Below are 18,625 nucleotides of genomic sequence, written 5' to 3'. Positions count from 1 at the left end.
GTTAGGAAACTTTCCTAACGTGACGGTAGCGCCCTCGACCCCCAGCCCCGCAAGGCCTTTGACGGAATCTCCTCAAAATCGGCCTCAGGCCGCGCGGCGGCGCACCCACCGGACCGTCACCGCGCACAGCACCACCGCCAGCAGCGTCGTCCAGCCGAACTCGATGAGCTGGAAGGGCCAGTAGCGGCCGTCCGGCTGGTAGGTCTCGTGCACGGAGTAGCCCCCGTCGGTCACCAGCTTCTGCGCGCCGTAGTAGTCGCCCGCCAGGTCGTAGAGCCGGCCGAGGTCCAGCCGGGCACCGCCCGGGTCGGTCGCCCAGACGGCGCCCTCCCAGCGGTGGTCGACCGAGCTCTGCGCCAGCGTGTGCACGGTGTCCTGCAGCGGCGGGAGGTAGTGGAACCGCAGGGACTCGGCGACCAGCGTGGTCACCACCGAGGCCACGACGCCGACCCCCACCGCCACCACCGTCCGCCGCAGCACCGCGCCCGCCAGCGCGGACAACGCGAACACCAGCAGCACCCGGCCCACCAGGGCGGGCGGCGCGCTCGCGAACACCAGCGGCGAGAACCGGCCCGACTCCGCCGCCAGCGGCGCGATCCACCAACGGAGCACCGTGGCCAGCAGGGCCGTCGCGACGGCCAGGACACCGCCGGCGACCAGCAGCCCGCCGACCGTCCACCGGGTGCGCCCGGCCCCCTGGGTCCAGGCGAAGCGCACCGTGCCGTGCTCGAACTCCCGGGCCAGCAGCGGCGCCCCGACGAAGGCCCCGAGCGCGCCGCCGAGGAAGTAGGTGACGTTCCCGCCGAACGCCAGCTCGGCGCCGTACCCGCGCAGGAACTCCTTCCAGTGCTCGTTGCAGGCGCGCAGCGCCATGTCGCACCCGCCCGCGCCGGAGCGGTCGAGCCCCGCGTGCAGCCGGTACCCCGTGACGGCCAGCAGGGCGGCCAGGGCGGCCAGCACGAGCAGCAGCGTCCGCAGGGAAGGCCGGTGGCGCAGCCCGGCCGCCCGCAGCACGGCGGACCGGGACGGCGCGATGGTGGTCGAACTCACGGCAGCAGCACCTTCTCGTTGGGGCGGACGGCCCCGCGCGGGCCGGGGAGGGCGGAGGCGGTCGGCTCGCGCAGGTAGGCGAGGACCAGCTCCTCCAGGCCGACGCGCTGTTGGCGCCACCCGCCGGACACCGGGGCGTCCACGCCGCCGGTGCGCACCAGCAGGTGCGACTGGGCTCCGGCCCGGCGGTCGCGGACCACCGGCAGCCGGGCGGCGACGCCGTCCGCCTCCCCGGTCGGGCCGGTCAGCATCCGGTGGCCGGCCAGCAGGTCGTCCACTTCGCCCGCCACCTGGACCCGGCCGCCGCCGAGCACCACCAGGTAGTCGCAGCTCTGCTCCAGCTCGTTGACGGCGTGCGAGGAGAACACCACGGACAGGCCGTCCTCGGCCACGGCGCTCAGCAGCGCGGCCATGAAGTCGTGCCGGGCCAGCGGGTCGAGCGCTGCCAACGGCTCGTCGAGAAGCAGGAGTTCGGGGCGCTTGGCGAGGGCCAGTGCGAGCGAGACCTGCGCCTGCTGGCCGCCGGAGAGCCGGCCGTACTTCCGGTCCGGCGGGATGCCGAGGTCCGCCAGGTGGGTCCGGGCCCGGGCGGCGTCCCAGCGGCGGTTGAGGTGGCCGCCCATCGCCAGCAGGTCGCGCACCCGCAGGCCCGGGTAGAGGGCGGCGTTCTGGGCGACGTAGCCGATCCGGTCCAGCGCCTCCGGGGAGCCCGGGGTCCGGCCGCCCAGGACGGTCAGCGCGCCCTCACTGGGCAGGCTCAGGCCGGCGGCGAGGCTCAGCAGGGTGGTCTTGCCCGCGCCGTTCGGACCGACCAGGGCCACCACGTGCCCGGCGGGGACGGCGAGGTGGCAGTCCCGCAGCGCCCAGGAGCGGCGGTAGCGCTTGCCGATCCCGCCGCAGTCGATCACGGTGTCCCCGGCCATCACGCGACCACCCCGTCGCGTCCCTCGCGCAGGTCGCGCAGCGCGTCCTCGAACACGGCGACCATCCCCCCCTCGTCCAGCCCGGCCGCGTGTGCCGAGCGCATCCAGTCGATCAACCCCGCGCGCAGCGCGGCCCGTTCGCGCAGCGGCACCACCCCGGCGGGCAGCCCGCGCACGAAGGTGCCCTGACCGCGGCGGCCGGCCGCCAGCCCGCGGTGCTCCAGCTCGCGGTACGCCTTGAGCACGGTGTTGGGGTTGATCGCCAGCCCCGCCACGACCTCGCGCACCCGGGGCAGCTGATCCCCCTCCGTCAACCAGCCCATCCGCAGCGCCTGTTCGACCTGCTGGACCAGCTGCAGGTAGGTCGGGACGCCGGAGGCCGGGTCCAGACGGAACTCGATCGGAGAGGGCTGGTCACCCGCTTTATCTACTTCCATAGGGAAAGAGTTAAGCTGAGCCGGTGACGGTTCGTCAACCCGCCGGACGCCGGCCCGGAGCCCCGACCGAAACCCTGGCCCGAGCCCCCGGACGCGCGCTCGGCCGCGCCGCGAACGCCGAAGGGCCCCGCGCGGACCGTCGGTCCGGGCGGGGCCCTTCGGGGCCTGCGGGATCAGGCGCCGCGCAGCACCGCGCCGGTGCGGGCGACGGCCTCGGCGACGGCCGCCTCACGGGCGGCGGTCGCCTCGTCGGCGGTCAGCGTGCGGTCCGCCGCGCGGAAGCGCAGCGCGTACGCCAGCGACTTCTTGCCCTCGCCGACCTGCTCGCCGGTGAAGACGTCGAACAGCCGGATGGCCTCCAGCAGTTCACCCGCGCCCGAACGCAGCGCGGCCTCGACGTCGGCGGCCGGGACGGCCGTGTCGACGATCAGGGCGACGTCCTGGGTGGCCACCGGGAACCCGGAGACGGCCGGGCCGTCGACCTTCACGGCACCGTCGGCGGTGAGCAGGTCGATGTCGACCTCCATCGCGCTGGTGCGAGCCGGCAGGCCCAGCGCCTTCACGACCCGCGGGTGCAGCTCGCCGGCGTGGCCGACCACCCGGTCGGTGCCCGAGACGACCAGCTCGGCGCAGCGGCCCGGGTGCCAGGGCGCCTGCTGCCCCTGGCGGACGGTCAGCTCGACGCCGGCCGCGCGGGCCACCGTGCGGGCCGCCTCGACGGCGTCCGCCCAGGAGGCGCCGGCGCCCTGGCCCCACCAGCCGGACGGCAGCCGCTCGCCCGCGAGGGCGGCGGCGACCCGGCGCGGCTGGTCCGGCAGCGCGGCGTCGAGCGCGGCCAGCTCCTCGTCGCCGGGCCGGCGCTCGACCGACGGCCGCGGGGCCACGGTCAGCTCGTCCTTCGGCAGGAAGACGGTGCCGGTCTCGTAGATCGCCAGGTCGGTGTTGCCCCGGCCGACGTTGCGGCGCAGCGCGCCGAGCAGGCCCGGCAGCAGCGTGGTGCGCAGCGCCGGCTCCTCGTCGTTCAGCGGGTTGACCAGCTGGACGGTGCGGCGGCGACGGTCGTCCGGCTCCAGGCCGAGCGCGTCGAAGGCGGCCGTGCCGAGGAACGGGTAGTTGTTGACCTCGACGTAGCCGGACCCGGCCAGCGCGACGCCGATCCGGCGGTGGGTGCGCTGGGCCTCGGTCAGGCCCTTGCCCGGCGGCACGTCGGGCATCCGGGCCGGGACGTTGTCGTAGCCCTCGAGCCGGATGACCTCCTCGGCGAGGTCGTACGGGTCGGTGAGGTCGGGGCGCCAGGTCGGCGGCGTGACCTCGAGGACGTCGGCGCCCGCGACCGAGCAGCCGATCTCCTGCAGGCGCCGGGTGACGGTCTCGCGGCCGTACTCGGTGCCGGCGACCCGGTCGGGCAGGTCGGCGGCGATGGTGATGGTGCGCACCGGGTGCGGGGCGGCGATGTCGGTGACCCCGGCCTCGGCGGTGCCGCCGGCGATCAGGACCAGCAGGTCGACGGCGCGCTGCGCGGCCGCGCGGGCGGCCTCCGGGTCGACGCCGCGCTCGAAGCGCTTGGACGCCTCGGAGGGCAGCTTGTGCCGCTTGGCCGAGCGGGCGACGGAGACCGGGTCGAAGTGCGCGGCCTCGATGATCACCTCGGTGGTGCCCGGCCCGGCGGCCGGGTCGAGGATCTCGGTGGAGGCGCCGCCCATGACACCGGCCAGGCCGATCGGGCCGCTGTTGTCGCAGATCAGCAGGTCTTCGGCGTCGAGCTTGCGGGTGACCCCGTCCAGGGTGGTGAGGGTCTCGCCCTGCTCCGCCCGGCGGACCGTGATCGGGCCGTCGACGCGCTGCCGGTCGTAGGCGTGCAGCGGCTGGCCGACCTCCAGCATCACGTAGTTGGTGATGTCGACGGTCAGCGAGATCGGCCGGATGCCCGCCTTCTGGAGGCGGCGCTGCAGCCAGATCGGGGACGCTGCGTCCGGGTCGACGCCGACGACGGTGCGGGCCACGAAGCGGTCGCAGCCGGCCGGGTCGTTGACCTTGACCAGGTAGCCGAAGGAGTTGGCCGGCGGCACGTCGAGCAGCGCCGGATCGGCCAGCGGCAGCCCGTACGCGGCGGCGGCCTCGCGGGCGACGCCGCGCATGGACAGGCAGTAGCCGCGGTCCGGGGTGACGGCGATGTCCAGCACCTCGTCGACGAGCTGGAGCAGCTCGATCGCGTCGGTGCCGGGCTCGAACTCCGGCGGCAGCACGATGATGCCGTTGTGGTCGTCGCCCATGCCGAGCTCGCGCGCGGAGCAGATCATGCCGGCCGAGGTCTGGCCGTAGGTCTGGCGGGCCGCGATCGGGAAGGGGCCGGGCAGCACGGCGCCCGGGAGGACCACGACGACCTTGTCGCCGACGGCGAAGTTGCTGGCGCCGCAGACGATCTCCTGCGGTGCGCCGGTGCCGTTGGCGTCGCCGACGTTGACGAAGCAGTGCCGGATCGGCTTCTTGAAGCCGGTCAGCTCCTCGATGGAGAGCACCTCGCCGACCACCAGCGGGCCCTTGAGGTCGCCGCCGAGCTGCTCGACGGTCTCGACCTCCAGGCCGGCCCGGACCAGGCGCTCGGCCACGTCACGGCCGGTCTCGCCGGCCGGCAGGTCGACGTACTCGCGCAGCCAGGAAAGCGGGACGCGCATCAGATCTCCATCCCGAACGGAAGGGTGAAGCGCACGTCACCCTCGACCATGTCGCGCATGTCGGCGACGTTGTGACGATTCATCAGGATCCGCTCCAGGCCCAGGCCGAAGGCGAACCCGCTGTAGCGGTCGGGGTCGACGCCGCAGGCGACCAGCACCCGCGGGTTGACGACGCCGCAGCCGCCGAGCTCGATCCAGCCCTCGGAGGAGCAGGTGCGGCACGGGCGGTCCGGGTTGCCGACGCTCTCGCCGCGGCACACGAAGCACTGCAGGTCGATCTCGGCGCTCGGCTCGGTGAACGGGAAGTACGAGGGGCGCCAGCGCAGCTCCAGGCCGCCGCCGATGAGCTTCTCGACGAGCACCTCGATGGTGCCCTTGAGGTCGGCGAAGGTGATGCCCTCGTCCACGGCGAGGCCCTCGACCTGGCGGAACACCGGGGTGTGGGTGGCGTCCAGCTCGTCGGTGCGGTACACCCGGCCGGGGCAGACCACGTAGACCGGGGGCTCGCGGTCCAGCAGGGTGCGGGCCTGGACCGGGGAGGTCTGGGTGCGCAGCACCACGCCGGAGTCGGCGGAGCCGTCCGGGGCCCGGACGAAGAAGGTGTCCTGCATCGAGCGGGCCGGGTGGTCCGGGCCCAGGTTGAGGGCGTCGAAGTTGAGCCACTCGGCCTCGACCTCGGGGCCCTCGGCGACCTGGTAGCCCATCGCGACGAAGGTGTCCTCGATGCGCTCGGCCAGCGTGGTCAGCGGGTGCCGGGCGCCGCGCGGGGCGCGGTCGTACGGCAGGGTGACGTCCACCGCCTCCTCGACCAGCACGCGGGCGTCGCGCTCCGCCTCCAGCTCGGCCTGCCGCCGGGCGAGGGCCTGGTTGACGGCGCCGCGGGCCTGGCCGATCAGCTTGCCGGCGGCGGCCTTGGCGTGCGGGGGCAGGGCGCCGATCTCGCGGTTGGCGAGGGAGAGCGCGGAGCGGTCGCCGGTGTGGGCGACCTTGGCCTGCTTCAGCTCGTCGAGCGTGCTGGCGGCGGCGAAGGCGGCGACGGCCTCGTCCCGCGCCTGCTCCACCACCTCGGGCTTGAGGGCCTCGACCTCGACCGGGTCGTACGACTTGTTGGGTGCCGACATCTCTATCTTTCCCGTGCTCCTGCTCGTCCGTGCTCAGGTAAGGGTGCGCGCCGTGGCGGCACGCCCGGCGGGGCCGGGGCACGGGCAGGCCGTCTCCGTTCACCGGAGGGGCTCACGGGAGGGTGTCCGCGGCTCAGCCGCGCAGGGCGTGGCGCAAACGCCAAAGGTCGAGTGTAGTCGCAGCGCGTAGCGCGACCGCCGCGCTGCCCGTCCGGAGCGGGCCTACAGCATGAAGTCGGGGATCCCTGCGGGCAGGATGAAACGGAACCGGGCGCCGCCGCCGGGGGCGCGGTCGACCCGGATGGAGCCGCCGTGGGCCTCCACGATGCCCTTGACGATGTAGAGGCCGAGGCCGGTGCCGCCGCGCTTGGAGCCGCGCCAGAAGCGGGTGAAGACCCGCGGCACGGCCTCCTCGGGGATGCCGCCGCCCTCGTCGCTGACGGTCACCGCGGTGCCCTCGACGACGCGCGGAGGGGTGCCGGAGCGCTCCCAGGCCGGTGCCTCGACGACCTCCTTGGCGGGGGCGACCTCGATCGTGACGGTCCCCTCGCCGTGCCGGACCGCGTTCTCCAGCAGGTTGGCCAGCACCTGGTCGACCTTGTCCGGGTCGGCCCACAGGACGGTCAGCGGCTCGCCGATCCGGACGTCGAAGCGCTCCTCGGGGATGCCGGTGGCGACCTTGCGCTCGACGTGCCGGCGCACCGAGGCGGCCAGATCGACGACCTGCTTGCGCAGCTCCAGCCGCCCGGCGTCGATCCGGGAGATGTCCAGCAGCTCGGCGATCAGCCGGGTGACCCGGTCGGCGTCGGCGTCGACGGTCTCCAGCATCAGCCGCTTCTGCCCGTCGGTGAACCGCTCCCACTTGGCCAGCAGGGTCGCCGTGAAGCCCTTGACGCTGGTCAGCGGCGAGCGCAGCTCGTGCGCGACGGTGGCGATCAGCTCGGCGTGGCTGCGCTCGGTGCGGCGCCGGGCCTCGGTGCCGCGCAGCGCGATCACCAGGCGCTCCGGCGGCGCCAGCGGCACGGGCCGGACGTAGCGGGCGGAGACCAGCACCTCCCGGCCGCCGGGCAGCAGCAGGTTGCGCTCGGGCTGGCCGGTGCGGATGGCCAGGCCGCCGTACGGGTCGGTCAGCTGCCACCAGCGGCGGCCGTCGAGGTCCTCCAGCGGGAGGACGTCATCGAGCGGCCGGCCGAGCGCGGCCCGCGGGAGCACGCCGGTCAGCCGGGCCGCGGCCCGGTTGAAGCGGACCACCAGGCCCGTCGCGTCGGCGACCACCAGGCCGTCCGGCAGGTCGTCCGGGTCGAGCTCTGGCCCGCTGCCGACCATGGGTGTCCTCCCCGATTACCCACCGTGCCGTTCCCCCCACAGAGGCAGACCCTAGCGCCTCGCAGCCCCCGGCAGTAGGGCCTGCAACGGGGTGATCCGGGCGCGTCGCGGGGCGTGTCCGGCGGACGGCGCCCCGGCGCGCGGGTCAGGCGTTCACGCGGCAGCCCCCGGGCGATCGCTGCGCCCGGGCCGAGGCGTACAGGCAGACGGCCGCGGCGGTGGCCAGGTTGAGGCTCTCGGCGTGCCCGTGGATCGGCACCCGGACCACCTCGTCGGCGAGCGCGCGGGTCTCCTCCGGGAGCCCCCACGCCTCGTTGCCGAAGACCCACGCGCCGGGCGCGCCCAGGGTGCCCTCGTCGAGCTCCTGGTCGAGGTCGCGCTCCCCCGCACCGTCCGCGGCGAGCACCCGGACGCCGGCCGCCCGCAGCTGCGCGACGGCCTCCTCGATCGGCACGCCGACGGCCACCGGCAGGTGGAACAGGCTGCCGACGGAGGCCCGGACGGCCTTGGGGTTGTAGAGGTCCACGGAGGCGTCGGTGAGCACCACGGCGTCCGCGCCGGCCGCGTCGGCGGTGCGCAGCACGGTGCCCGCGTTGCCGGGGTCGCGGACGTGGGCGAGCACGGCGACCAGCTTCGGGCGGGCCCTGAGCACCTCGGCGAACGGCGTGTCGATGAAGCGGCAGAGCGCCACGATGCCCTGCGGGGTCACCGTGTCGCAGATGTCGGCGATCACCTCGTCGGTGGCGGTCAGCACCGGCAGCCCCTCGGCCAGGGCCTCCTCGACGATGCCGGCGTGCCGCTCGGCGGCCTCCGGGGTCACGTACACCTCGACCACGGCGTGGTCGGCCGAGTCCGGCAGCCGGCCGAAGGCCACAGCCTCCCGGACGGCCTGCGGGCCCTCGGCCAGGAACCGGCGCTCCTTGGTGCGCTGGTTCCGCTTGGCGAGCCGGCGGGCGGCGACGACGCGCGGCGAGCGCAGGGAGGTGAGCAGGGGGGTCTCGGTGCTCGGCATGGTCTCGTTCTCTGTGACGGGTGACGCTGAGGGTCCGCGCCGGGCGAACGCGGCGGGGAATGCAGAACCGGACCCGCAGGAGTGCCTGCGGGTCCGGTCGGAGCTCAACTGATCCGGGGAGATCAGGCGGCGTCGGCGGCGGCCTTGGGGGCGTTCACGTCGGCCGGCAGCGCCTTCTGGGCCACCTCGACCAGGGAGGCGAACGCACCCGGGTCGTTGACGGCCAGGTCGGCCAGCATCTTGCGGTCGATCTCGACGCTGGCGGCCTTCAGGCCCTGCACGAAGCGGTTGTAGGTGATGCCGTTGGCACGGGCCGCAGCGTTGATGCGCTGGATCCACAGCTGACGGAAGTCGCCCTTGCGCTTCTTGCGGTCGTTGAAGTTGTAGACCAGCGAGTGGGTGACCTGCTCCTTGGCCTTGCGGTACAGGCGCGAGCGCTGGCCCCGGTAGCCGCTGGCGCGCTCCAGGATGACCCGGCGCTTCTTGTGGGCGTTCACTGCCCGCTTGACGCGTGCCACTTGATTACTCCTTGGGTAGGACCACGGACTACTTCACGTGGTCCGTCATTCGAATGGGTCGGGAAGGATCAGCTGCCCCGCTCACGGCTCGCGCCGGGCGGGAGGGCGATCACTTGCCGAGAAGCTTCTTGATCTTCTTGGCGTCAGCGGGGGCCATCTCGATCGTCCCGGCCAGCTTGCGGGTCAGCGTCGAGGGCTTGCGCTCCAGGAGGTGGCGGCGGCCGGCGCGCTCGCGCAGCACCTTGCCAGAGCCACTGATCTTGAAGCGCTTGCTGGCGCCACTGTGCGTCTTCTGCTTCGGCATTTCGCCGTATCTCCTCGTCGGTCCCGTTCACGCCCGCGCGGCCTGCGCCACGCGGGCGTGAACTGGATGGATCTGCGTGACCGGGCGGGACGCCCCGTCACCCTGGGGGCCGACCCCCGGACTGCCTGGGCCCTGGGGCTCAGGCGCCCTGGGGGGCGGCCGGCTGCTCGACCGGAGCGTCGGCCTCGGCGGCCGGCGCCTCGGCCGGGGCGTCCTGCGCCTCGGTCACGGCCTCGTCGGCCGCCGCCACGTCGTCCTCGTCCGCGGGGGCGGCGTCGGAGCCGACGGTGCGGCCCTGACGCTCGGCCTTGCGGGCGTCGGCGAGGGCGCGGGCCTCGGCCATGGCCTCGGTCTTCTTCTTGTGCGGGCCGAGAACCATGATCATGTTTCGGCCGTCCTGCTTCGGCGACGACTCCACGAAGCCCAGCTCCTGGACGTCGTCGGCGAGCCGCTGCAGCAGACGGAAGCCCAGCTCGGGGCGGGACTGCTCACGACCACGGAACATGATCGTGATCTTGACCTTGTCGCCCTGCTTGAGGAACCGGACGACGTGACCCTTCTTGGTGTCATAGTCGTGCGGGTCGATCTTCGGCCGGAGCTTCATCTCCTTGATGACCGTGTGCGCCTGGTTCTTGCGCGCCTCACGGGCCTTCATGGCCGACTCGTACTTGAACTTGCCGTAGTCCATGAGCTTGCACACCGGCGGCCGGGCGGTCGCCGCGACCTCGACCAGGTCGAGGTCGTACTCCTGCGCGAGCTCCAGCGCCTTCGCAAGCGGCACGATGCCGACCTGCTCGCCGCTGGGACCGACGAGTCGCACCTCCGGGACGCGAATCCGGTCGTTGATGCGGGGCTCGGTGCTGATGGGGCCTCCTCGGTTGCACCTTCTGCGATGCGGCCGTCGGACGGCGGTCGCACGTAGTGGACTCGACCACTGGGCGGGGCTTCATTCGTGCTGCGCTGCCCGGTACCTTCGGCACCGTGTGCACCGCGACACGAAAAAAGCCCCGCTCGGTACAAGCGGGGCTCCACACAACCGGGGGCGGCGCCCTGGTGAGGAGCGCTGCGGCGACTCGACGCCGTGGCGCCCGTCGCGGACCGGGACCCGTCGACCGCGAGGCCGATCAGGTGGGAGACTTTCGCGGTTGCCCTCTCGGGCCTCCTGAGTGGAGCCTCCACTTGCTGGCCAGGCACCCCTGAGGGATCCCGGCCGGTCAGTCTCGAAGCATACAGCGCTGCGGAGTCGAACGCTATTCCGCCCCGCCGCACCGCCCGCCGCACTGCCCGCCGGGGCCCGATCCGAGCCCTTGTACGCTCCAGGGGTACGGACAAACGCCACGACGGAACGAGCCCCCCTTGAGCACCGAGCCCACCCAGACCCCCGGCGCGGACGACGACGCGATCGGCTTCGACGACCTCACCCGGGACATCGCCGAGGTCCCGGCCGTCGAGGTGATCACCACCGTCGCCGTGCACCTGATGAGCGCCGCGGCGGTCAAGTGCGGCCTGGCCGAGGGCGGCGAGAAGGACAAGGACCTCGACGAGGCACGCAAGCTGATCACCGCCCTGGCCGGGCTGGTCACCGCCGGCGCCCCGGAGATCAGCAACTTCCACGCGGCCCCGCTGCGGGACGGCCTGCGCTCGCTGCAGCTGGCCTTCCGCGAGGCCTCGCTCGTCCCGGACGCGCCGGGCGCCGGCCCGGGCGAGAAGTTCACCGGGCCCGTCTACTCCTGACGCCGCCGGCCGAGGACCCGCCCGCTCACCCGAGCGGGCGGGTCCTCGCCGTTTTGTCCACGGGGGCGCGGGGTGCGCTACCGCCGGTACAGCGGCTCGCCGGGCAGCTGCGCCGTCGCCGGCAGCACCGCCAGGTCGAGGCCCCGGTCGAGCCGCACCCGCAGCAGCGGGTCCCCGGCCACCGCCCGGCCGACGCGCTGCGCGGCCGCCTGCACGCCCGCCTGGTCCAGCGCCGCGTCGAGGACCACCGCGAGCACCCCGTCCGAGCCCTCCGAGGCCGCCAGCAGCCCGGTGACCACCTGAGGCTCGGCTGCCAGCAGCGCCCGCACCGCCTCGCGCACCTCGGGGTCGCGCACCGGCGGCAGGTAGGGGCGGTTCTCCGCCAGCGCCCGGAGCCGGGCCCCCTCCAGCCGGTAGGGGACCGGGCCGGCCGGGTCGACCAGCAGGGTGTCGGCGCGCTCGGAGAAGGCCACCATCGCCGCCTGCGGGGCCGCCACCGGCGCCGGCCGGGCGTCGGCCCGCCAGCGGGCCATCGTCTCCAGCGAGGTGAAGGCCGGCAGCGCGCGGCGGCCGTCGGGCGCCTCCAGCACCGGGACGGCCATGTCGCTGCTCTTGTCGTGCTTGTGCCCGTGCTCGTCGACCTCGACCTCGCCGAGCAGGGCGACGATCGGGACCATCAGCCGGGTGGGGGTCAGCGCCGCCAGCACCGCGGGCTCCGCCGCGCGGTCCTGCGACCAGCGGGCCAGCGCGTCGGCGAGGGCCGGGTCGGCGGTGCCGTCGTCCTCGCCGAAGCCGGGGTTCGGGATGCTCTTGCCGACGAACGCCGGGTTGGAGAAGTCTTTGCGGTCCACCCGTCCGAGCCTATGCCACCGCACCCGGGCGGCCCCATTTCCCTGCACGCGGGGCCTACCCACCGGTAGCGCGGTGTGGCACCCTGCGCCCATGGTCATCCTCGATGCCCCCGCCCCGGTCTCCGACCGCCTCCGGTACGACCGGGCCACCGCACACCTGGACGGGCCGGTGGCCGTCGTCGACCTCGCGGCCTTCGACGCCAACGCCGCCGACCTGGTGCGCCGGGCCGCCGGCAAGCCGGTCCGGGTCGCCAGCAAGTCGGTGCGCTGCCGGGCCCTGCTGGACCGGGTACTGGCCCTCGACGGCTTCGCCGGCGTGATGAGCTTCACCCTCGACGAGTCGCTCTGGCTGGCCCGCACCGGCGTGCGCGACGTCCTGCTCGCCTACCCCTCCGCCGACCGGTCCGGCTACGCCGAACTCACCGCCGACCCGGAGCTCGCCCGCGAGGTCACCGTCGTCCTCGACGACCCCGCCCAGCTGGACCTGATCGACAAGGCCCGCGGCGGCGACGCCGAGGTGCGGGTCTGCCTGGAGCTGGACACCGCGCTGCACCTGCTCGGCGGCCGCGTGCGGGTCGGCGCCCGGCGCTCCCCGCTGCGCACCCCCGAGGACCTCGGCGCCTTCGCCGAACTCGTCCAGCAGCGCCGGGGTTTCCGGGTGGTCGGCCTGATGGCGTACGAGGGGCACGTCGCCGGGGTGGGCGACCGGCTGCCGGGGCGCCCGGTGCGCTCCCGGCTGATCCGGCTGATGCAGGACCGCTCCCGCGCCGAACTCGCCGAACGGCGCGCGGCGGTGGTGCGGCGGCTGCGGCGGGTGGCCGACCTGGAGTTCGTCAACGGCGGCGGCACCGGCAGCGTGGAGTCCACGGTGGCCGAACGCGCCGTCACCGAGGTGGCCGCCGGCTCCGGGCTCTACCAGCCCCGGCTGTTCGACAACTACCGCTCCTTCCGGGGCCGTCCGGCCGCGCTGTTCGGCCAGCCCGTGGTGCGCCGGCCCGGGGTCGGCGTGGTGACGGTGCTCGGCGGCGGCTACCCGGCGTCCGGCGCGGCCGGCCAGGACCGCTCCCCGGAGCCGTACCTGCCGCACGGGCTGCGCTACGACCCGATGGAGGGCGCCGGCGAGGTGCAGACCCCGCTGCTCGGCGCGGCCGCCGACGACCTGCTGATCGGCGACCGGGTGTGGTTCCGGCACGCCAAGGCGGGCGAGCTGTGCGAGCGCTTCGCGGAGCTGCACCTGATCGAGGGGGACCGCGTCGTGCGGACCGTCCCCACCTACCGGGGCGAGGGGAAGGCCTTTCTCTGACCGCGCGTCAGTTCCGTGCTCTACCGTGGTGGCGACACCGCGGGCAGCGACGAGGGGAGCGGCATGGACGCCGAGATCACGGAGATTGCGACGAGGGGTGCGACCGCGCTGGCGGGCCTCATGGTCACCTCGGCCTGGGACCGGGTCAGGCCGCGGGTCGCCGCGATGTTCGGCCGCCGGGCCGAGGCGGTCTCCGAGGCGCTGGAGGAGACCCGGGCCGACCTGGTCGCGGCACAAGAGGGGGACGGCGAGGCCGCCGCCCGGAGCGCGCAGGGCGAGTGGGAGCCGAAGCTGCGCCGGCTGCTGGCCGACGATCCGGCCATGGTCGCCGAACTCCGCTCGATCCTGGACGAGTTCAGCCCGGCGCCGGCGCCGGAGCCCGGCGCGACGTACATCACCAACACGATCAGCGGGGGCTCGACCTTCAACGAGAGCGTCATCCAGGCCGGCATCATCCACAAGCTGGAGCGCTGACCTTTCCGCAGTCTTAAGCGGGCCCGATGGATCGCCTAACCCGGGTGATCCGTCGGGCCTTTGCACTGTTCCAGGCCGTACTGTCCGTCAGAAAGCGTGACACGCAGGGCTATTGCCAGCTGGTCCAGACCAATCATACGCTCTGGCCGGGGGCCGCCGTCCGGGCCGGCGCCCCCGAACGGGCAGGCGTGTCCGCTCCCCCACACCCGCCCGGAACGACGGTCAAGGAGTCCCCACCCCATGTCCATCAAGCGAAGCGCCCTGTCCGTGGGCGTGGTCGGCGCCGCGGTCCTCTCGGTGGCCGTGTCCACCGCCGGCACCGCCAGCGCCCACGGCACCATGACCAACCCGGTCAGCCGGATCGCGGCCTGCTACGCCGAAGGCCCCGAGCACCCCGTCTCCCAGGTCTGCAAGGACCTCGTCGCCGCCAGCGGCACCCAGCCGCTGTACGACTGGAACGAGGTCAACATCGCCAACGCCGCCGGCAACCACCAGGCACTGATCCCGGACGGCAAGCTCTGCTCGGCCAACCGCGACAAGTACAAGGCCCTCGACTGGCCGCGCACCGACTGGCCGGCCACCCCGGTCAAGGCCGGCGCCTTCACCTTCCAGTTCCGCACCACCGCGCCGCACCTCGGCACCCAGACCGTCTACATCACCAAGCCGGGCTACGACGCCACCAAGCCGCTGAAGTGGTCGGACCTCGACCCGACCCCGGTCGCCCAGGTGCAGGTCACCCGCACCGCCACCGACGGCTACTACAGCTACGCCGGCACCCTGCCGCAGCGCACCGGCCGCCAGCTGCTGTACACGGTGTGGCAGCGCAGCGACAGTCCGGAGGCGTTCTACAGCTGCTCCGACGTCGACTTCGGCGCCACCGCCGCGGCCGGCACCCAGGCCGTGTCGGCGCTCGCCGCGCAGGCCCCGGCCGCGCCCAGCGACGCCCAGATCGCGGCCGACGCACCCCGGTCCACGGTCGCCCACCACGGCCACGGCGGGGACCCGAACTCCCCCGCAGGCGTGGTGATCCCGACCGCCTCGGCGGCCGTCGGCACCTCGGCCACCGGTCCGCTGCTGCTGGCCGGCGCCGCCGCGATCGGCGTCGGCTGGGCCGGCATGGTGCTCCGGCGCCGTCGCGTCGAGGCTGTTCGACGCGACTCCTGACGCCGGACACGGAGCCGGACCGGCCAATCCCCCGTCCGGTCCGGTTCCGTCATGCGGCACCGCCCTGCGGAGCGCCGCCCGCCCGGCCCGCGGAACGACCACGGCGGCCCGCCCGGAGCACTCTCCGGGCGGGCCGCCGCCGGGTGAGGAGCGGGTGGCTCAGGTGGTGGTGCCCCCGGTGCCGCCCGGGCCCCCGGCCCCGCCGGAACCGGGCATCCCGGGGATGCCGCCGCCGGGCAGCGAGGGCAGCTTGCCCTGGTAGTCCGCGATGCCGCTGACGATGGTGTCCATCACGCCCGGGTCCGGCGCCTTGTCGGCGATGTCGAAGCCGAAGTGCACGGAGATGAGCGCCTTGCCGTCGGCGGACGGGAACACGACGGTCTGCACGTAGCCGTTGTTGCCCTTGGGCGCGTCCACCTTCCAGCGGACCAGGTAGCCGTCCCGGCCGCTGACCTTCACGGCCTCGGACTTCAGCTCCTGGTGGCCGGTGATGTCGCCGTACGCGTCCTTGGCGGCCTTCTCGATGTCGGCCTTGGCCGCCGCCTGGGCGTCCGTGCCGCCGCCGGCGATCCGGCCGGTGGTGACCCCGCCGAGGGAACAGGAGCCGGTACCGCCGTCGCAGTCGTACGTGCCGATGATGATCGAGGCGTAGCCGTCGGGGGTGTAACCGGCCTGCCAGCCGGCGGGCACCGGCAGGCTGAGCCGGTTCACGGGGTCGACCGCGTTCCCCGCGCCGGGCCTGGTCCGGCCGTTGCCGTTCCCCTGGCCGCCGTTGCCCTGCCCGCCGTTGCCGCCGCCGTTGTTGCCGTTGTTCCCGCCGCCGCTGCCGCCGCTGCCGTCGTTGCTGCCGCCGCCGTTGTCACCGCGCCCGTTGCCGCCGAGGCCGGGCAGGCCGCCCCAGGGGCCGTTCTCGCCGTACGGCGCGGCCGGGCGGGCGCTGCGGTGCGGGCGGTCACCGGTGTGGCCGTCCATCGCCAGGTAGGTGATCCCCGAGCCGGCGCCCAGGCCCAGCAGCGCCGCGACGGCCGTCGCGATCACCAGCCGGGAGGGGCGGCGGCGGGCCTTGCGGGGCGGCGGCACGGCGGTGCCGTACGCGGCGCCGAAGGGCGGCGGTTCCGGGTAACGGACGGTCGGCCCGCTGTCCAGCACCTCGCCCTCCAGCACCGTGGGCTCCTCGGCGGCCTCCGGCCCCGGAGCCCCGGCGGCCGGGGCGTCCGGCTCCGGGGCGTCCGAGGGTGCGGGCCGGGTGCTGGCCGTCCAGCCCCTGCCGTCCCACCAGCGCTGCGGTCTCGGGTCGCCGCCGGTGTCCTTCGGGTCCGGGTACCACCCGGCGGGAATCTGCTCGCTCACGACATCGAATCTAAAGGCACGCGGATAAACGCGAAATCAGCGATGCAGGGAATTCCGGCGGTTTTCGATGAGATTACGGTGAGAAGCGGCCCGGCCTCCGCGCCGCGGCTACACCGGCGTGACGTACGCCCCCGAGATCCCGCCGTCGACCAGGAACTCGCCCGCTGTCATGAACGACGAGTCGTCACTCGCGAGGAAGGCCACCGCGGCGGCGATCTCCTCCGCCCGGGCGAACCGGCCGAGCGGGATGTGCACCAGCCGGCGGGCGGCCCGTTCCGGGTCCTTCGCGAACAGCTCCCGCAGCAGCGGGGTGTCCACCGGCCCCGGCGACAGCGCGTTCACCCGGATCCCCTCCCGCGCGAACTGCACGCCCAGCTCCCGGGACATCGCCAGCACCCCGCCCTTGGAGGCGGTGTACGAGATCTGCGAGGTCGCCGCCCCCATCCGCGCCACGAAGCTGGCCGTGTTGATGATCGAGCCCCGCCCGTGCCGGCGCATGTACGGCAGCACCGCCCGGCAGCACAGGTACACCGAGGTCAGGTTGACCTCCTGCACCTTCCGCCAGGCGTCCAGGCCGGTGGTCAGGATCGAGTCGTCCTCGGGCGGCGAGACGCCCGCGTTGTTGAAGGCGACGTCGACGCTCCCGTACGTCTCGTACGCCTCGTCGAACAGCGCCTCCACCATGGACGGGTCGGTGACGTCGGTGTGCACGAACAGGCCGCCGACCTCCTCGGCCGCCGCCCGGCCGGACTCCTCGTCCAGATCGGCGCAGACCACCTTCGCGCCCTCGGAGGCGAGCCGGCGGGCGGCCGCCAGGCCGATCCCGCTGCCCGCACCGGTGATCACGGCGGTCCGGCCGACCAGCCGGCGGCACACCGCGGCGTCCTTCTCGGTCATCGGGCTTCCCACTCCTCATTCTGGATGACGACGTCCCCGGCCGGGCGCGCGCCGGCCCGCCTCACAGGCGCTCGAAGGACCGGTAGCGCTCCCAGTCGGTGACGGAGCCGTCGTACGCGCTCTGCTCGACCCTGGCCATGTTCAGGTAGTGGTCGACCACGTCGTCCCCGAAGGCCGTCCGGGCCAGTTCGCTCTGCGCCCACAACCGGGCCGCCTCGCGCAGCGAACCGGGCACCCGGGCGTACTCCTCCACCGCGTAGGCGTTGCCCAGGCACGGCGCCGGCAGCTCCAGCTTCCGCTGCAGCCCGTCCAGGCCCGCCGCGATCATCCCCGCCACCGCCAGGTACGGGTTGACGTCGCCGCCCGGCACCCGGTTCTCCATCCGCAGGCCCGGGCCGTGGCCCACCACCCGGTACGCGCAGGTCCGGTTGTCCCGGCCCCAGGCCACCGCCGTCGGCGCGAACGAGCCCGGCCGGTACCGCTTGTAGGAGTTGATGTTCGGCGCGTACAGCAGGCTGAACTCGCGCAGCGCCGTCAACTGGCCGGCCAGGAAGTGCCGCATGGTGTCGGTCATCCGGCCGTCCCGGTCCGCGAAGGCCGGCGCGCCGACCGCGTCGCGCAGTGACAGGTGGATGTGGCAGCTGTTGCCCTCGCGCTCGTCGTACTTGGCCATGAAGGTGAGCGCGCAACCCTGCTGCGCCGCGATCTCCTTGGCGCCGGTCTTGTAGACGCTGTGCTGGTCGCAGGTGGTCAGCGCGTCCGCGTAGCGGAAGGCGATCTCGTGCTGGCCGAGGTTGCACTCGCCCTTCGCCGACTCCACCACCAGGCCCGCGCCGGCCATCTCGCTGCGGATCCGGGACAGCAGCGGCTCGACCCTGGCCGTCCCCAGCATCGAGTAGTCCACGTTGTAGAGGTTCGCGGGCGTCAGGCCGCGGTAGCCGCCGAGCCAGGCCTGCTCGTAGGTGTCCCGGAACACCAGGAACTCCAACTCGGTGCCGATGTCGGCCGCCAGCCCGTACTCGGCCAGCCGCGCGATCTGGCGGCGCAGCATCTGGCGCGGGGCCGCGTCCACCGCGTGGCCGCCGTGCCGGGCCAGGTCGGCGGTGACCTGCGCGGTGCCCGGCTGCCAGGGGGTCAGCCGCAGGGTGGCGAGGTCGGGGCGCATCGCGAAGTCGCCGTAGCCGGTGGCCCAGGAGGAGAAGGCGTAGCCGTCCACGGTGTTCAGGTCCACGTCCACGGCCAGCAGGTAGTCGCAGGCCTCGGCGCCGTGCTCCACGACCTCGTCCAGGAAGAAGCGGGCGGCGAACCGTTTGCCCTGCAGCCGGCCCTGCATGTCGGTGAAGGCGAGCGCGACGGTGTGCACCTCGCCCGTGTCCACCAGCGTGCGCAGTTCGTCCAGGGTCAGCGGCGGACGGGCCGGAGCGCCCGCGGCGGCGTTCTCGGACATGACGGAACCCTCCTCCTCGATCACGCTTCGAGATCACAC

At 74.0% G+C, this 18,625-nt stretch carries 18 protein-coding genes; 4 read left to right on the top strand and 14 right to left on the bottom strand.

The genetic code is table 11. From position 1 onward, the window contains the following. Window positions 1-84: 84 nt before the first annotated feature. The 10 genes from ACIRS1_RS10175 to infC form a co-directional block, all read right to left on the bottom strand. Window positions 85-1,050 (bottom strand): ABC transporter permease subunit, encoded by a 966-nt coding sequence (locus tag ACIRS1_RS10175; protein WP_402838310.1) that lies wholly within the window; start codon window positions 1,048-1,050, stop codon window positions 85-87. Beyond that, on the bottom strand, window positions 1,047-1,973 hold the full coding sequence (locus tag ACIRS1_RS10170; protein WP_360208745.1) for an ATP-binding cassette domain-containing protein: 927 nt from the start codon (window positions 1,971-1,973) through the stop codon (window positions 1,047-1,049). The genes ACIRS1_RS10175 and ACIRS1_RS10170 overlap by 4 nt, the downstream gene beginning before the upstream one ends. Further along, entirely contained in the window at window positions 1,973-2,410 is a 438-nt protein-coding gene (locus ACIRS1_RS10165) for a GntR family transcriptional regulator (protein WP_360208742.1), read from the bottom strand. The genes ACIRS1_RS10170 and ACIRS1_RS10165 overlap by 1 nt, the downstream gene beginning before the upstream one ends. A 173-nt stretch (window positions 2,411-2,583) precedes the next feature. Next, the gene (pheT, locus tag ACIRS1_RS10160) at window positions 2,584-5,085 is read right to left on the bottom strand and encodes a phenylalanine--tRNA ligase subunit beta (protein ID WP_402838307.1); all 2,502 of its coding nucleotides are present in this window, start codon (window positions 5,083-5,085) and stop codon (window positions 2,584-2,586) included. Further along, the gene (gene pheS, locus ACIRS1_RS10155; RefSeq protein ID WP_360208737.1) at window positions 5,085-6,206 is read right to left on the bottom strand and encodes a phenylalanine--tRNA ligase subunit alpha; all 1,122 of its coding nucleotides are present in this window, start codon (window positions 6,204-6,206) and stop codon (window positions 5,085-5,087) included. The genes pheT and pheS overlap by 1 nt, the downstream gene beginning before the upstream one ends. Before the next feature lie 222 nt (window positions 6,207-6,428). Beyond that, window positions 6,429-7,532, bottom strand: a complete 1,104-nt coding sequence (locus tag ACIRS1_RS10150) for an ATP-binding protein (RefSeq protein WP_402838306.1) — start codon at window positions 7,530-7,532, stop codon at window positions 6,429-6,431. A 145-nt stretch (window positions 7,533-7,677) separates the two neighbouring features. Beyond that, the gene (locus ACIRS1_RS10145; RefSeq protein ID WP_402838304.1) at window positions 7,678-8,544 is read right to left on the bottom strand and encodes a TrmH family RNA methyltransferase; all 867 of its coding nucleotides are present in this window, start codon (window positions 8,542-8,544) and stop codon (window positions 7,678-7,680) included. A 122-nt stretch (window positions 8,545-8,666) separates the two neighbouring features. Further along, a complete protein-coding gene (gene rplT / locus ACIRS1_RS10140) occupies window positions 8,667-9,062 on the bottom strand; it encodes a 50S ribosomal protein L20 (RefSeq protein WP_030055649.1) in 396 nt (131 codons plus the stop codon). A gap of 109 nt (window positions 9,063-9,171) precedes the next feature. Further along, window positions 9,172-9,366 carry a 50S ribosomal protein L35 gene (gene rpmI / locus ACIRS1_RS10135; RefSeq protein ID WP_360208729.1) on the bottom strand — a complete coding sequence of 65 codons (195 nt, stop codon included), beginning with the start codon at window positions 9,364-9,366 and terminating at the stop codon, window positions 9,172-9,174. A 139-nt stretch (window positions 9,367-9,505) separates the two neighbouring features. Further along, window positions 9,506-10,231: a translation initiation factor IF-3 gene (infC, locus tag ACIRS1_RS10130; protein ID WP_360208938.1), complete on the bottom strand. Its 726-nt coding sequence runs from the start codon at window positions 10,229-10,231 to the stop codon at window positions 9,506-9,508. 491 nt (window positions 10,232-10,722) lie between these two features. Between infC and ACIRS1_RS10125 the strand changes: the two genes are divergently transcribed. Continuing rightward, the gene (locus tag ACIRS1_RS10125) at window positions 10,723-11,100 is read left to right on the top strand and encodes a DUF1844 domain-containing protein (protein WP_360208727.1); all 378 of its coding nucleotides are present in this window, start codon (window positions 10,723-10,725) and stop codon (window positions 11,098-11,100) included. Window positions 11,101-11,177: 77 nt separating this feature from the next. Here the strand turns inward: ACIRS1_RS10125 and ACIRS1_RS10120 are convergent, their stop codons facing one another. Next, a complete protein-coding gene (locus ACIRS1_RS10120; protein ID WP_360208724.1) occupies window positions 11,178-11,951 on the bottom strand; it encodes an SseB family protein in 774 nt (257 codons plus the stop codon). A 91-nt stretch (window positions 11,952-12,042) separates the two neighbouring features. On the opposite strand from ACIRS1_RS10120, the gene ACIRS1_RS10115 reads away from it, so the two are divergent. From ACIRS1_RS10115 to ACIRS1_RS10105, 3 genes are all read left to right on the top strand, one after another. Beyond that, window positions 12,043-13,254 (top strand): alanine racemase, encoded by a 1,212-nt coding sequence (locus ACIRS1_RS10115; protein ID WP_402838301.1) that lies wholly within the window; start codon window positions 12,043-12,045, stop codon window positions 13,252-13,254. Window positions 13,255-13,269: 15 nt separating this feature from the next. Further along, entirely contained in the window at window positions 13,270-13,728 is a 459-nt protein-coding gene (locus ACIRS1_RS10110; RefSeq protein WP_402838299.1) for a hypothetical protein, read from the top strand. Window positions 13,729-13,968: 240 nt separating this feature from the next. Then, on the top strand, window positions 13,969-14,892 hold the full coding sequence (locus ACIRS1_RS10105; protein ID WP_360208716.1) for a lytic polysaccharide monooxygenase: 924 nt from the start codon (window positions 13,969-13,971) through the stop codon (window positions 14,890-14,892). Between the two features lie 159 nt (window positions 14,893-15,051). On the opposite strand, the gene ACIRS1_RS10100 is transcribed toward ACIRS1_RS10105, so the two are convergent. From ACIRS1_RS10100 to ACIRS1_RS10090, 3 genes are all read right to left on the bottom strand, one after another. Next, complete coding sequence (locus ACIRS1_RS10100) at window positions 15,052-16,242, bottom strand: DUF2510 domain-containing protein (protein ID WP_402838297.1); 1,191 nt, start codon at window positions 16,240-16,242, stop codon at window positions 15,052-15,054. A 108-nt stretch (window positions 16,243-16,350) separates the two neighbouring features. Further along, window positions 16,351-17,139, bottom strand: a complete 789-nt coding sequence (locus tag ACIRS1_RS10095) for a 3-oxoacyl-ACP reductase (RefSeq protein WP_402838295.1) — start codon at window positions 17,137-17,139, stop codon at window positions 16,351-16,353. A gap of 61 nt (window positions 17,140-17,200) precedes the next feature. Next, window positions 17,201-18,586, bottom strand: a complete 1,386-nt coding sequence (locus ACIRS1_RS10090; RefSeq protein WP_402838293.1) for a glutamine synthetase family protein — start codon at window positions 18,584-18,586, stop codon at window positions 17,201-17,203. Window positions 18,587-18,625 lie beyond the last annotated feature (39 nt).

Source organism: Kitasatospora sp. NPDC101176 (assembly GCF_044768035.1).
In the GTDB taxonomy this organism is placed as follows: domain Bacteria; phylum Actinomycetota; class Actinomycetes; order Streptomycetales; family Streptomycetaceae; genus Kitasatospora.
This window is presented reverse-complemented; position numbering and strand designations above follow the sequence as displayed.